The 14,417-nt window shown below is 46.1% G+C and carries 16 protein-coding genes; 13 read left to right on the top strand and 3 right to left on the bottom strand.

Annotated elements, in window-relative coordinates; all coding sequences use genetic code 11:
- The first annotated feature begins 28 nt into the window (after positions 1-28).
- From fabZ to ACM5Q9_RS04285, 6 genes are all read left to right on the top strand, one after another.
- Positions 29-478: a 3-hydroxyacyl-ACP dehydratase FabZ gene (gene fabZ, locus ACM5Q9_RS04310; RefSeq protein ID WP_189383867.1), complete on the top strand. Its 450-nt coding sequence runs from the start codon at positions 29-31 to the stop codon at positions 476-478.
- Positions 479-480: 2 nt separating this feature from the next.
- Positions 481-1,272 (top strand): acyl-ACP--UDP-N-acetylglucosamine O-acyltransferase, encoded by a 792-nt coding sequence (gene lpxA / locus ACM5Q9_RS04305; RefSeq protein ID WP_418143497.1) that lies wholly within the window; start codon positions 481-483, stop codon positions 1,270-1,272.
- Positions 1,272-2,447, top strand: coding sequence for a lipid-A-disaccharide synthase (gene lpxB, locus ACM5Q9_RS04300; protein WP_418143496.1), 1,176 nt, complete (start codon positions 1,272-1,274; stop codon positions 2,445-2,447). Before lpxA ends, lpxB begins: the two co-directional genes overlap by 1 nt.
- Positions 2,448-2,451: 4 nt before the next feature.
- The gene (gene rnhB, locus ACM5Q9_RS04295) at positions 2,452-3,057 is read left to right on the top strand and encodes a ribonuclease HII (RefSeq protein ID WP_418143495.1); all 606 of its coding nucleotides are present in this window, start codon (positions 2,452-2,454) and stop codon (positions 3,055-3,057) included.
- A 137-nt stretch (positions 3,058-3,194) separates the two neighbouring features.
- Positions 3,195-4,268: a fatty acid desaturase gene (locus ACM5Q9_RS04290; protein ID WP_418143494.1), complete on the top strand. Its 1,074-nt coding sequence runs from the start codon at positions 3,195-3,197 to the stop codon at positions 4,266-4,268.
- Between the two features lie 65 nt (positions 4,269-4,333).
- Entirely contained in the window at positions 4,334-5,200 is an 867-nt protein-coding gene (locus ACM5Q9_RS04285; RefSeq protein WP_418143493.1) for a TrmH family RNA methyltransferase, read from the top strand.
- 95 nt (positions 5,201-5,295) lie between these two features.
- On the opposite strand, the gene ACM5Q9_RS04280 is transcribed toward ACM5Q9_RS04285, so the two are convergent.
- Positions 5,296-6,126 (bottom strand): pyruvate, water dikinase regulatory protein, encoded by an 831-nt coding sequence (locus ACM5Q9_RS04280; RefSeq protein ID WP_418143492.1) that lies wholly within the window; start codon positions 6,124-6,126, stop codon positions 5,296-5,298.
- 166 nt (positions 6,127-6,292) lie between these two features.
- Between ACM5Q9_RS04280 and ppsA the strand changes: the two genes are divergently transcribed.
- From ppsA to ACM5Q9_RS04260, 4 genes are all read left to right on the top strand, one after another.
- Positions 6,293-8,665, top strand: coding sequence for a phosphoenolpyruvate synthase (gene ppsA / locus ACM5Q9_RS04275; RefSeq protein ID WP_418143491.1), 2,373 nt, complete (start codon positions 6,293-6,295; stop codon positions 8,663-8,665).
- A gap of 183 nt (positions 8,666-8,848) precedes the next feature.
- On the top strand, positions 8,849-9,178 hold the full coding sequence (locus ACM5Q9_RS04270; RefSeq protein WP_418143490.1) for an FKBP-type peptidyl-prolyl cis-trans isomerase: 330 nt from the start codon (positions 8,849-8,851) through the stop codon (positions 9,176-9,178).
- 32 nt (positions 9,179-9,210) lie between these two features.
- Positions 9,211-9,651, top strand: coding sequence for an NfeD family protein (locus tag ACM5Q9_RS04265; protein ID WP_418143489.1), 441 nt, complete (start codon positions 9,211-9,213; stop codon positions 9,649-9,651).
- A 28-nt stretch (positions 9,652-9,679) separates the two neighbouring features.
- Entirely contained in the window at positions 9,680-10,624 is a 945-nt protein-coding gene (locus ACM5Q9_RS04260; protein ID WP_418143488.1) for an SPFH domain-containing protein, read from the top strand.
- Between the two features lie 125 nt (positions 10,625-10,749).
- Here ACM5Q9_RS04260 and smpB read toward each other — a convergent pair whose 3' ends face one another.
- Complete coding sequence (smpB, locus tag ACM5Q9_RS04255; protein WP_418143487.1) at positions 10,750-11,205, bottom strand: SsrA-binding protein SmpB; 456 nt, start codon at positions 11,203-11,205, stop codon at positions 10,750-10,752.
- Positions 11,206-11,392: 187 nt separating this feature from the next.
- On the opposite strand from smpB, the gene ACM5Q9_RS04250 reads away from it, so the two are divergent.
- Genes ACM5Q9_RS04250 through ACM5Q9_RS04240 form a run of 3 tightly spaced genes read left to right on the top strand, consistent with a single transcriptional unit; the run spans position 11,393 to position 13,346 of the window.
- A complete protein-coding gene (locus tag ACM5Q9_RS04250; protein WP_418143486.1) occupies positions 11,393-11,830 on the top strand; it encodes a type II toxin-antitoxin system RatA family toxin in 438 nt (145 codons plus the stop codon).
- On the top strand, positions 11,817-12,185 hold the full coding sequence (locus tag ACM5Q9_RS04245; protein WP_418143485.1) for an RnfH family protein: 369 nt from the start codon (positions 11,817-11,819) through the stop codon (positions 12,183-12,185). The genes ACM5Q9_RS04250 and ACM5Q9_RS04245 overlap by 14 nt, the downstream gene beginning before the upstream one ends.
- A gap of 27 nt (positions 12,186-12,212) precedes the next feature.
- Positions 12,213-13,346 (top strand): enoyl-CoA hydratase/isomerase family protein, encoded by a 1,134-nt coding sequence (locus ACM5Q9_RS04240; RefSeq protein WP_418143484.1) that lies wholly within the window; start codon positions 12,213-12,215, stop codon positions 13,344-13,346.
- Between the two features lie 27 nt (positions 13,347-13,373).
- Here ACM5Q9_RS04240 and ACM5Q9_RS04235 read toward each other — a convergent pair whose 3' ends face one another.
- On the bottom strand, positions 13,374-14,372 hold the full coding sequence (locus tag ACM5Q9_RS04235) for a YgfZ/GcvT domain-containing protein (protein WP_418143483.1): 999 nt from the start codon (positions 14,370-14,372) through the stop codon (positions 13,374-13,376).
- Positions 14,373-14,417: the final 45 nt, after the last annotated feature.

Here is a 14,417-nt window from a genome sequence, read left to right as displayed (position 1 = left end):
GTTTTTAATATTAATAACAGGAAGATTTATGGTAATCGATATTCAAGGCATTATGGATCGCATCCCTCATCGTTATCCAATGCTGCTGGTAGATCGTGTCCTTGAAATGGTTCCAGGAAAAAGTATTGTTGCTGTCAAAAACGTAACTATTAATGAACCCTTTTTTCAAGGTCATTTTCCACATTTGCCCGTTATGCCAGGGGTGCTTATTATTGAAGCATTAGCCCAGGCTGCGGCAATATTTTCATTTTCAAATGAAGATGGCACTATGCTGGACAGCTCAAAAACGGCTTACTACCTGGTAGGCGTGGATGGCGCGCGTTTTCGCAAACCTGTCGTACCTGGTGATCAACTAATGTTGCACGCCGAAGCAGAGCGTATTAGCAAGGTTATCTGCAAATATAAAGCCAAGGCTACTGTCGATGGCGAAGTTGTCGCTGAAGCAAAAATTATGTGCGCAATTAGGGATTTAGGCTAATAATGTCAAATAACATCCATCCAACAGCAATTATTTATGATGGGGCAGAGCTCCATCCCAGCGTTATTGTTGGTCCTTACGCGATTATCCATAAGGATGTTCGTATTGATGAGGGAACAACGGTGGGTGCCCATTGTATTATTGATGGATGTACCACGATTGGCAAGAATAATAATTTCTATCGCTTTGCCTCGATTGGTGGCATGCCCCAAGACAAAAAATATGGTGGAGAGCCCACCAGGCTTGAGATTGGCGACAACAATACCATCCGTGAGTATGTCACCATCAATACAGGTACCGTACAAGATGTAGGAACAACCCGCATAGGCGATGACAACTGGATCATGGCTTATGTGCATATTGCTCACGATTGCCAAATTGGCAACCACACCATTATAGCTAACTCGGTGCAATTGGCCGGGCATATACATATTGGAGACTGGGCTATTGTGGGTGGCGGTACTGCTGCGCATCAGTTCATCCGTATTGGTGAACATTCCATGACAGGTGGTATGAGCGCTATTCGCCAGGACGTCCCCCCCTATGTATTGGGTGCAGGCCAGCCTTATCGCCCGGCAGGCATCAACTCTGAAGGCCTCAAGCGCCGTGGATATTCGCCTGAGCAAATATCTGCCATTAAAGAAGCATACAAGATGATTTATATGCGCGGGCTGTCTATCGAGCAAGCGCTTGAGGAAATCAAACTATATCAGGATCAGTATCCTGATACGCGCGCAGTACTTCAACCGTTTGTTGATTTTTTCCAAAATCACTCTCGAGGGATTGGCCGTTAATGGGCCTGGATATTGCAATGGTTGCCGGTGAGCCTTCCGGTGACCTTTTGGCTTCGCGAATTATTGATGGTATCAAACTGGTACAGCCTGACGTTCGTTTTACGGGAATCGGTGGGCCAAATATGCAGTCAAGGGGTATGCATATCCAGCATCCCATGGACAAATTAAGCGTTTTTGGTTATGCCGATGCCCTTAAGCAGCTTCCTTCTTTAATCAGGACTTATACCAGTCTTAAAAATAATTTGTTAACCCACAAACCGGATGTCTTTGTGGGGGTTGATGCGCCAGATTTTAATTTGCGTCTTGAGCAGAAACTGCGTGAAAAGAGTATTCCCACGGTTCATTTTGTAGGTCCTTCAATTTGGGCTTGGCGTTATGAGCGTATTCACACCATCAAAAAAGCAGTTTCCCACATGCTGGTCTTGTTTCCTTTCGAAGTGGATATCTATCGTAAAGAAGGTATTCCCGTGACTTTTGTGGGTCATCCTTTGGCTAGCCAGATTCCTTTTAATCCTGACAAGTTGGCAGCAAGGCTGCGTTTGGGTCTGGATCCTGACAGTCGAATCCTGGCTGTCTTGCCAGGTAGCCGGGCCTCTGAAGTTAAACTGCTGGCTCCGCGGTTCTTGCAAACGGCACAACGGTTATTAAAGCACGATCCGATTTTGCAGTTTATTGTTCCGATCGTCAATGAAAAACGTCAGAAAGATTTTAATGAAATTTTTGCCGGTATTCCGGTTAATAACCTGAAAACTTTTTCTGCGACGGATACCGGGCGTCCCATTGCCTGGGATGTCATGGAGGCTTGTGATGCAGCCTTGGTGGCTAGTGGTACTGCTTCACTTGAAACTGCGTTGTTTAAAAAACCCATGGTTATTTCATATGTGATTTCTCCTTTGATGAAAAAACTGATGGAGTGGAAGTCTGGGCAACTTAAACCTTATGTTCCCTGGGTAGGATTGCCAAATATACTTTTACAAGAGTTTGCCGTGCCTGAAATCCTGCAAGATGAGGCAACCCCTGAAAACCTAGCGGCTGCCTGTATCAATGCCCTGGAAAATACTGAATATATCCAGGATATACAAAAAAAATTCCTGCTGCTTCACGAGTCCTTATGCCAAGATACGGCCGGACTGGCTGCGGAAGCCATTTTAAATGCGGCACAGTCACCCGCATAAGGCCATGAACGATAATCTTGATTTATTTGAAAGCCCTCACAGCGGTTTGCTGGTCGCGGGTATAGATGAGGCGGGCAGAGGGCCGTTAGCAGGTTCTGTCTATGCGGCTGCCGTCATACTTGATCCGTTAAAACCCATTGGCGGTTTGATGGACTCAAAAAAACTATCCGAAAAAAAACGAGATCAACTTGCCCTTGAAATCAGGGAAAACGCGCTGTCTTGGTCAATTGCTTGTGCTAATGTGGAAGAAATTGATAGCATTAACATATTGCAGGCAACCATGCTGGCCATGAAAAGAGCGTTTTTGGGCTTATCCATAACACCAGGTTTGGTACTTATTGACGGTAACCGTGTTCCTGCTGATATGTCGGTTGCATGCAGGGCAATAATCAAAGGGGATGCCCTTGAGCCTTGTATTTCCGCGGCTTCTATTCTTGCAAAAACTGCACGGGATGCCTCTTTGAAAGAGCTCCATGAGCAATATCCTGAATACGGCTTTGATCAGCACAAAGGATATGGTACTGCTCTGCATCTTGAACGTTTGCGTTTGCATGGAGCATGCCCGGCGCATAGGCGCAGTTTTGCTCCGGTAAGAAAAACACTGGCTTAAAAGTAAGAGGATTCATTATTTTTTTATTAATTAAGCTATTTTTAAGTTTTGAAATTGATTTGTATTGAAAAGAAAGTACAATGACTTGCTTTCATTGTAAAGAATTACAGCCTTTTGTTATTAGATAGATATTATTTATGACCACACCTTTATCGCCAATTCCACCGAGTAATGAACTGCCCCATCGTAAAGTTATTCGGAGCTGGTTAACACCTTTATCAGAAAAAAACACGCTTCGTGCGATTGTTTTGATGACTATTGATATTGCCCTGTTTTTTGCACTTATCGCAGGAGCAATTATTTTTGAACCATGGTGGGCAAAATTAATTTGCGCGCTGGTTTGCGGTTTTGTCATTGGTCGCCTGTTCATTATCGGGCATGACGCCTGCCACCAAAGCCTGACGCCTCACAGAAAATTGAATAAATGGCTGGGTCGAATTGCCTTTTTACCCTCTGTATCACCTTACAGCCTGTGGGATGTTGGCCATAATGTAGTACATCATGGCTATACCAACCTGAAAGGCATGGATTTTGTCTGGTGCCCCCATACACAAGAAGAGTATGCGGCAATGTCCAAAGGACGCCAGCTGATGGAGCGTTTTTATCGTAGCGGATGGGGCGCAGGTATCTATTATCTAGTTGAGATCTGGTGGAACCGCATGATGTTCCCGACTAAAGCTTACATGGGTACGCAACGCAAGGTGTTTTTCTGGGACGGTTTGCTGGTGAGTGTATTTGGCATTTCATGGGCACTAATTGTTATTGTTTCCGCAATCCAAACCAACCAGTCAATTCTTGGCTTGTTGTTTTTTGCCTGGTTTGTGCCACTGCTTTTCTGGTTTTACATGATCGGATGGGTGGTGTATGTCCAGCATACGCATACTAAAGTGGTTTGGCATGACAACAAAGTTGAATGGGCAAAGGCTCAGCCGTTTGTGTCTACAACCGTGCACCTGACCTTTAACTTTCATTTTGGCGCGTTGATGCATCATATTCTTGAGCATACTGCCCACCATGTTGACATGAGTATCCCGCTTTACAAGCTGAAAGCCGCCCAGGCACGTCTGGAAGAAATGCTGCCAGAGCGAATCGTGGTGCAGAAATTCAGCTGGAGATGGTATTTCAAAACAGCCAAGGCAACCAAACTGTATGATTATGAAAACAAGCAATGGCTTGATTTCAACGGCAAACCTACCTTACAGGTGTTGTAATCTGTCCGGCATGAGCAATTATTAGGCTTTGATATTATCCCGCTTATGCGGGATAATTTTTTTATATGAAAACCATTACCTCTAAAGATAATCCCCTTTATAAGCAGTTACTGAAAACACATCTTGGCAAAATCAAGGGACATGTCCTTATTGAAGGCGTTCATCTGTGTCATTCATGGCTGGCGCATTTTTCCGCCCCGTTAATGGCGGTTTTTAACGCTGCAGTACTTGACCGCGCGCAGACCGGTTTTACTGAACACGATGCAGATGCTTATGCGGCAAATATACGGGCACAGCAAAGCGAGCCATTGCTGCAGTCATCAAGTAATGAAGTCGGAGAGTTATTCAGTTTATTGGATACTGCCAACCGCATTGTGGTGCCGGATAAGCTATTTCGTGCTTTGACACATGTTGATGCACCGCAGGGGGTGCTTTTTCTGGTAAGCATTCCTGTATGTAAAGCCCCCCCTGCCATTAACGAAAACTCGCTTTTTCTGGACAGATTGCAAGATCCGGGTAATGCCGGAACGATCCTGCGTTCAGCTGCGGCTGCCGGGATTCGCCATGTTTACCTTTCCAAAGGCAGTGTTTCAGCCTGGTCGTCCAAAGTGTTACGCAGTGCACAAGGTGCTCATTTTGCCTTGAACATATATGAGCAGCAGGATTTGTCAGCGTTAATCAATCAGGCTTCTGTGCCTGTCTTGGCGACGGCGCTGTCGGAAAAAGCGCAAAACCTGTATGAGATCCGCTTGCCTGAACAATGCATCTGGCTAATGGGGCATGAAGGGCAGGGCGTACACCCCGATTTATTGGCCCGGGCTACTCATCAGGTGTTTATACCTCAAACAGATCTGGTTGAGTCGCTGAATGTAGGGGTTGCTGCAGGCATCGTTTTGTTTGAACACCGGCGCCAGCGACTTTATAACGCCTGAAATTGTATAAATACGAGTATTTGAATAAAAAAATACCTGTCCGCAAATATGAATCATCACGGGCAGGTATTGGTAAATAACTTAATAAACGTTTCTTAGTAGCTGGATTTGTCCAATCCAAGTATATGCAAAACAGTAGTGGAAATTTCCTCAATGGATTTTGTGGTGGTTGATAGCCACTCGATTCCTTCCCGTCGCATTAGTCTTTCGGCTTCAGCCACTTCATATAAACATTGCTCAAGCGTTGCATAACGGCTGTTGGGGCGACGTTCGTTACGTACTTCACTTAAGCGATCTGGCTGGATTGACAGGCCAAACAGTTTATTGCGGAAAGGCTGAAGTGTTTTAGGCAGGCTGCCTCGCTCAAAGTCCTCGGGGATCAAGGGGAAATTGGCGGCCTTGATGGCATATTGCATGGCAAGGTAAAGACTGGTTGGCGTTTTGCCACAGCGGGAAACACCTACCAGAATGACGTCAGCCTCTTTGAGGCCATGAATGAATTGACCATCATCATGGGCCAGGCTGAAGTTGATGGCTTCTATGCGGTTGCGATAAGCTTCAGAGCTGGCACTTAAATGCGACATGCCAATGGTGGGTTCTGATTTGGTTCCCAAGGCTGATTCAAGTTGACTTACACAAGTGCCAAAGATGTCCAGAAATATACAATTGGCTTCTTTGACATGGGTAAGAATATTTTGCGTAACCAATGTACTGAAGACGATGGGCGGGTTTTGCTCTCGTTCGGCAATTTCATTGATTTTTTTTGCGACAGCTTTGGCTTTTTCCTCGGTGGTGATAAAAGGTTCGCGTATTTGCTGGAATTCAAAAGACTTATTGAACTGGGAAAGTACTGAGTGACTGAAGGTTTCTGCAGTAATACCGGTACTGTCCGATACAATAAATACAGTTCTTTGATTAAGTTGCATTGTAATTGCCTAAAAAACACCCAAAAAAAACCGTAAAACGGTACAATTCAGTCCATGATTGTAAACGACATCATCAACTTGTCATGTAAAGGCCTATTTGTTTGAAGAATTTAGTTGTTTTTCAAACAAATAAGCTTTCATTTTTTTTATTCTAAGGGTGACTTTAATGTCGTATGTCGTTCCATTTGAAAATCTCCGCATGACGGATGTTGACTCGGTAGGTGGTAAAAATGCCTCACTGGGTGAAATGATTAGCCAACTGTCTACAGCTGGTGTTCGTGTACCTGGTGGTTTTGCTACCACAGCAGAAGCCTTCCGGGATTTTCTGAAAATTTCCGGTCTTGATGACCGTATTGCCAATCGCCTTAGCACACTGAATCCTGAGGATGTTCGCGCCTTGGCCGAGGCCGGTGCCGAAATCCGTCAATGGATTATTGACGAGCCATTTTCTGCCGAGTTTGAAAATGAGATCCGCCAAGCTTATGCAAAACTGGATGCCGATGGCAATGGTTCTTTTGCCGTCCGTTCTTCAGCAACCGCAGAAGACTTGCCCGATGCATCATTTGCTGGTCAACAGGAAACTTTCCTGAACGTAGCTGGCATTGATGACGTGCTTGATAAAATCCGTCACGTTTTTGCTTCTTTGTACAATGACCGCGCCATTTCCTACCGCGTCCATAAAGGCTATGCCCACGCTGAAGTGGCCTTGTCTGCCGGTATTCAGCGCATGGTTCGTTCAGACAAAGGCAGTGCCGGTGTCATGTTCACCCTGGATACCGAATCCGGTTTTGATGATGTCGTATTCATCACCTCTTCATACGGCCTGGGTGAGACCGTTGTGCAGGGTGCTGTTAACCCTGACGAATTCTATGTATTCAAGCCTACACTGGCGTCTGGCAAATACCCCATTGTTAGCCGTCGTATTGGTTCCAAACTGATCAAAATGGAATTTAACCCAGAACGTCGTCCCGGCGAGAACGCCGTACTGACGCTGGATGTTCCTGTTTCAGAACGAAACCGTTACTCCCTGACCGATGATGAAGTTATCGAGCTGGCTCGTTACGCAGTTATTATCGAAAAACACTATCAGCGCCCCATGGATATCGAATGGGGTCGTGACGGTATCGATGGCAAGTTGTATATCCTGCAAGCCCGCCCTGAAACTGTCAAGTCACAGCAAGGTGCACACGACGTACAGCAACGCTACAAATTGAAGGCAACTGGACAAGTCCTGATTACCGGCCGTGCTATCGGTCAAAAAATTGGTTCAGGTAAAGTTCGCATCATTAACGATATTGCCCAAATGGATCAGGTTGAAACCGGTGATATTTTGGTAACCGACATGACCGACCCTAACTGGGAACCCGTCATGAAGCGTGCATCGGCCATTGTGACCAATCGTGGTGGAAGGACTTGCCACGCCGCGATTATTGCCCGTGAACTGGGTATTCCTGCTGTTGTTGGATGTGGTGAAGCCACTGAAGTATTGACCGACGGCACGGAAGTAACCGTTTCTTGCGCGGAAGGTGATGAAGGCCGTATTTATGAAGGCCTGCTGGAAACCGAAATTGAAGAAATCCGTCGCGGTGAAATGCCTGAAATTGATGTGAAGATCATGATGAACGTTGGTAATCCCCAATTGGCTTTTGATTTCTCACAAATCCCCAACGGTGGTGTTGGTCTGGCGCGTCTTGAGTTCATTATCAACAACAATATCAACATTCACCCTAAAGCAGTACTTGATTATCCGAATGTTGATGCTGGCCTGAAAAAAGCGGTAGAGTCCGCTGCCCGTGGCTATGCAAGCCCACGTGCTTTCTTTGTTGAAAAGCTGGCTGAAGGTGTTGCTACTATTGCAGCTGCGTTCTATCCAAAACCCGTTATCGTTCGTATGTCAGACTTTAAGTCCAACGAATACCGTAAGCTGGTTGGTGGCTCCCGCTATGAGCCCGAGGAAGAGAACCCAATGTTGGGCTTCCGTGGTGCAGCACGTTATATTGCTGACGACTTCGCAGAATGTTTTCGCATGGAATGCGAGGCATTGCGCTTTGTACGTGAAGAAATGGGTCTGACTAACGTTGAAATCATGATTCCATTCGTGCGTACCCTCAATCAGGCCGAGCGCGTTATTGGCTTGCTGGCTGAAAACGGCCTGAAGCGTGGTGAGAATGGTCTTCGTGTGGTCATGATGTGTGAAGTGCCTTCCAACGCCATTCTTGCGGAAAAATTCCTTGAGCATTTTGATGGTTTCTCTATCGGCTCAAATGACATGACTCAGTTAACCCTGGGTCTTGACCGTGACTCTGGCATGGAACTTTTGGCTGCTGATTTCGATGAGCGTGATGAGGCTGTTCAATTCATGCTTTCACGTGCAATCCAGGCTTGCCTTAAAGCAGGCAAGTATGTTGGCATTTGCGGCCAAGGCCCTAGCGACCACCCAGATCTGGCAGTTTGGCTGAAAGAGCAGGGTATTTTGTCAATGTCTCTTAACCCCGATACTGTGGTTGATACATGGCAAAAACTGGCTGCAGCCCAGTAACTGGTAATGCTGTAATTAAAACAGGCTCTTCAAAGGGCCTGTTTTTTTATCCGGCTTCAGTGAAAAAATGCAAATGACTCATGCTTTATTTTTTATAACGATGAACATCTTGTTTTTTTACTAAAACGCCGGATGAATTAAGTTACACTTACTCAACAAACATTTGAATTTAAGGATATGATAATGAGTGAATTGATTATTGAAGATATTGAAGCAGGGACTGGCGAGGAAGCAAAAAGCGGTCAGCATGTAACCGTTCACTATACTGGCTGGTTGCTGGATAATGGCAAGAAATTTGATTCCAGCAAAGATCGCAACCAACCATTTTCTTTCCCGCTGGGTGCTGGTCATGTTATTAAAGGATGGGATCAGGGCGTGGCAGGCATGAAAATTGGCGGAAAACGCAAATTAACCATTCCAGCCTCTTTGGGTTATGGCAGCAGGGGTGCCGGTGGCGTGATTCCACCTAATGCAACCCTGGTATTTGAGGTTGAGTTGCTAGAGCTGTCTTAATATACGGTTAATGTTTTTTAATAGGTGACAATATGGGATGGGTCTGGTTTGGTCTTGCGGTTGTGGCCCTGATTGCCGAACTGCTTTCAGGCACATTTTACATGCTGCTTGTAGCGCTTGGACTAGCCGCTTCGGGTATTGTTGCCTATTTTGGTTTTAGTCTGGCAGTACAGGTGGCTACTTGCAGCATCATTGGTATTGCCGGCTTGCTAATTCTTAAAAAAACAGGGGTGCTTTTAAAAAAAGGACATCTCAAGGCAACCAGTGATAGCAATGTCAATCTTGATATTGGACAGCTGGTGGAAGTGAAATCATGGACAGGCCAACGTACGGCGACTGTTTATTACAGAGGAGCCCAGTGGCAGGTAAAACTTGATCCATCGGTTTCAGAAACACCTTCGCCCGGACAATATGTCATTGTCGATATCCAAAGCGTTACCCTTATTTTAAAACCGGTACTTAAATCGTCCTGATTTCCAGCCAAACCATAGGAGCATTACTGTGGAATTTGATACTTCAATTATTTTTTGGTTAATTGTCTTTGTATTAGCCCTGATTATCTTCATCAAGACTATTGCCATTGTTCCACAGCAACATGCCTGGGTGGTAGAGCGGCTTGGTAAATTTGACAGGACACTGTCACCGGGGGCAAAGTTTGTCATTCCCTTCATTGAAAAAATTGCCTACAAGCATTCTTTAAAAGAAATACCCCTTGATGTTCCCAGTCAGGTTTGTATTACCCGGGACAACACCCAATTACAGGTTGATGGGGTTATTTTCTTTCAGGTTACCGATCCAATGCGGGCCTCATACGGTTCTTCAAACTATATTGTTGCCATCACGCAGCTTGCACAAACCACTTTGCGTTCAGTGATTGGTCGAATGGAACTGGACCGGACTTTTGAAGAGCGGGATGCCATCAACAGTACGATCGTGTCTTCTCTTGATGAGGCTGCCACAAACTGGGGTGTAAAAGTATTGCGGTATGAAATCAAAGACCTTACCCCGCCCAGTGAAATTTTACGCGCCATGCAGGCACAGATCACCGCAGAACGTGAAAAACGGGCCTTGATTGCCGCCTCCGAAGGTCGTCGCCAGGAACAGATCAATATTGCAACCGGTGAGCGTGAGGCTGCCATTGCCCGCTCCGAAGGTGAAAAACAAGCGCAAATCAATAACGCTGAAGGTGAGGCCAAGGCGGTTACCACGATTGCTTCGGCAACCGCTGAGGCCATCGGTATGGTTGCACATGCCATTCAGCAGCCTGGTGGTCTTGAGGCGGTTAATTTGCAAGTGGCAGAAAACTATGTGGCAGCATTCGGCAATCTGGCCAAGCAGGGCAATACCCTTATTCTGCCTGGCAATTTGTCTGATATGGGTGGCCTGGTAGCTTCGGCCATGACCATTATTAAAAACACCACTGAAAAACCCAAAGAGGCATCGTGAAAATGCCGGGTAGTACTTTCTGATATCAATAAAAAAGGAGACCTAGCGTCTCCTTTTTTTATGGTCGCTTGCAGAAATTTATCTGATAAGCGGCCAAATTAATTTATTAATGACAGTTACGTCATTTACTGGCGACGTGTGTCGTGCTTCATGATCCGTTCCTTTTCACGCTGCCAGTCTTTGTCGCGGGCGGTGTCACGTTTATCATGAAGCTTCTTGCCTTTGCCCAGGCCAAAGTCAAGCTTGATCCGACCATTTTTAAAATGCAGGTTAAGGGGTACCAAGGTATAGCCCCGGATTTCAACCTTGCCAATTAACTTGTTGATTTCATTTTTATTCATTAGCAACTTGCGTGTGCGTGTTGCATTTGGATGTATGTGGGTGGAAGCGGTGGCTAGCGGACTAACGTGCATGTTCAGCAACCAGAGTTCGCCATCACGTACAATAACGTAGCTTTCACCTAATTGAACCCTGCCAGCCCGTATGGCTTTGACTTCCCAGCCCTCAAGCACGATGCCTGCTTCAAAGTTCTCTTCAATAAAATAGTCGTGGCGGGCTTTTCGATTTTCTACAATGCTCATGATTTATATTATAAAAATGCTACAGCCGTTAAAATAGGACCTTTTATGAACTGTATTTTTATGATTGTCGGCTTAAGTCGTTATTGTAAATGAATACACCACATGAAAATGAAATTTATGGCAAGATTGCCTTTAAACGTCTACATTTGCCATTGGCTAATTGATTTAACCCTGTAAAAGATATTTAATGCATACTGTCCAAAGATCCGTACTTCTTCCTTATAAGGCCAGCCAGATGTTTGACCTGGTTTCCGATGTTGAAAAATACCCCGAATTCATGCCTTGGTGCGGCGGTTCAGCCATCAAGGAACAGCTCGAAGATGGTGTGGTTGCATCGGTTACTATCAGTCTTGCTAAAATCAGGCAAACATTTACTACCCGCAACAAACATGCTTACCCTGGCAAAATAGAGCTCGAACTGGTGGATGGTCCGTTTTCGGCATTAAATGGCACTTGGGAGTTCATTGAACTTGATGAGGAAGCCTGTAAGGTAGTTTTCACCCTTGATTATGCTTTCAACAGTAAAACGCTTGAAATGCTGGTGGGTCCGGTCTTCAATCGCATCGCCAACAGTTTTATCGATTCCTTTACCAAACGGGCGCAGGTGATTTATGGCGACCGCTGATCTTCATGTTTCCCTTAGTTTTCCGGCTACGGCCAGCCATATCTGGCACAAAATATTTTGTGTGCCCGCCGGAAGTACGGTTGCGGATGCCATTGCCCTAAGCGGTGTTGCGGATGCTTTTCCGTCACTGGATCTTGTCAGTCTTGGCAAAGGTATTTATGGAATCAAATGCTCATCACGGCAAATGGTGCAAGATGGTGACCGGATTGAACTGTATCGCAAGCTTGTGTTTGACCCCAAAGAGTCCAGAAGACGCCGGGCAGAACACCGCAAGGCCGGCATATTAACCAAGAAGCATCTCAGGCAAAAAAAATCACGTATCAACAACTATACCGAACATCGGGATAACACATAATAAATTCATGCGACTCAAGGAGGAACAATGTCGTCACCTGTTTTATTTACTGAACTTAACACCCATAATGGCTACCGTATTGGTGTTGCCACGCTTAACCAGCCAAAGGTACTGAACGGGCTTTCGCTTGAAATGTGCCGCCTGCTAAGTGAACGGCTTGCCCAGTGGGAGGCTGATCCTGACGTGGTGTTGGTTATCATGCAAGGGGCCGGTGATAAGGCATTTTGTGCCGGTGGTGATTTGCACGGCTTGTACCAAAGCATGCAAATCCATCAGGGGCAGGACGCGTGGGCAAATACATATTCACGCGAATTCTTTGAGGTTGAATATAAACTGGACTATCAAATACATACCAGTGTCAAACCGATTATTTGCTGGGGTCATGGCATTGTAATGGGTGGCGGCATTGGCCTGATGATTGGTGCCAGTCACCGGGTGGTAAGCGAAAGCTCGCGACTGGCCATGCCAGAAGTCAGTATTGGTCTTTTTCCCGATGTGGGCGGTAGCTGGGTACTCAATCACCTGCCTGGTAAAACAGGTGCGTTCCTGGCCAGTACCGGTGCCATTCTGAATACATCTGATGCCCTTTTTTCCGGACTTGCCAATTATCAGGTAGATCATGCAAGCTGGACGTCTGTCGTTAATGCGCTGCAGGCTTCAGACTGGCAAGCACCGCAGCATCGTACATTTAATGATGATATTGTCCATGCCGTTTTATCTGCCCACAAAGGAAAACCGGCTGAAGCTGGGCCATTGCAGCAGCACTATGGCTTGATCAATGAAATTTGCGCACCGGCTGATATCAAGGCCATTTATCGCAATATCGCCTTGCTGAAAGACAGTGAAGATGCCTGGCTATCCCGTGCCGCTGCCACGATGTTAAAAGGTGCCCCCTTATCCATGGCCTTGGGCATAGTCTTGCAACGTAAGGCTTTGCACCTGTCATTGGCTGATGTTTTTCGTATGGAATATATTGTGGCGCTGCATTGTTGTGCCGATGGCCAGTTGCAGGAAGGAATACGTGCCCTGCTGGTGGACAAGGACAAGAATCCCCAATGGACACCTTCTGGTATTGATGATGTCAGTGAAGCATTGCTGGCGTCTTATCTTGCAGCTCCCTGGCCAGCATCAGACAAGCATCCCTTGTCTGATCTGGCTTAAGGGCGAACCGGAAATGGTTCGATTGAATTATTTCCGGATCTCAGGCTTTTCAAGCGAATAGGGGATTTCAACCAATTCCACTTGGGGCCCCTCGGGGTTGCCAAGGTGGAGCTGCTTATGTTCAAGCGCGGTCAATTTGGTTTCAAACAGAAGATATACCTTGCCATCGCAAGCGGTACTGTTGACGATTTGGCCACACGGCTCATTGGTATCCTGGGCATCGAATACGTCTTTGCCAGGCATCCAGGTTTCGGGGTCGGTGGCATTACTGACAATGCCAATGGCCATACGACGCTTTAAGGTGCCGCGGTAGTGACTGCGGGCAACCACCTCTTGGCCCGGGTAGCATCCCTTGGTAAAACTAATGCCATGAATTACATCAAAATTGATGCTTTGTGCGATGAACAGTTCCTGGTTGTTCTTTTCGATCCACGGCGTACCACTTAATATTTCCATGGCATCCCATTGCGCGGTGTCCTTATGGTTTAACAAGGAACAGAAGCACGCTTGACTACCGGCCTGAGGGTCATACATGCAGAAGAAGCGTTTATTGCCGGCTACATCAGGCAGGGCAATCCAGGTGCATTCGTTCTTGGTTACCACATTCCATGCCGGTGTTTTTTCCAGATCCAGCTCAAGCCGCTTACCCAATTCATTGATTGAGGGTGACCATATGCCCTTGATGACAAGGGTTTCAGGGGTAAAGACTACTTTTGATCGCATGACATACATGCGCAAGCGCTTGATCAGCATTTCGGCAATGTCAGTGCGAACCAGGAATTTGAAAGCCGGTTCGTTATCGGTTGTTGCGGTTTTCCAGATCAGGAAACTGCCCAGTACACGTCCTTTGGGTGAACAATAGGCGGAAAGCACGGCGTGATTTTCAGAGGCCAGTGTCATATCCTGGGTTAACTGTCCCTGCAGAAAATTGCTTGCATCGGCTCCGGTGACAGAGAAAACGGTAAAATGAGGAAGGTCACTTTGAAATAAAGTATCTGCGATAGGTTCTTGAGGGGCTGAAATCATGGATATTATCCTGTCTTACTAATACAAACTTGAATGTTTTAATAG

Source organism: Advenella sp. RU8, assembly GCF_048381675.1.
In the GTDB taxonomy this organism is placed as follows: domain Bacteria; phylum Pseudomonadota; class Gammaproteobacteria; order Burkholderiales; family Burkholderiaceae_B; genus Advenella.
This window is presented reverse-complemented; position numbering and strand designations above follow the sequence as displayed.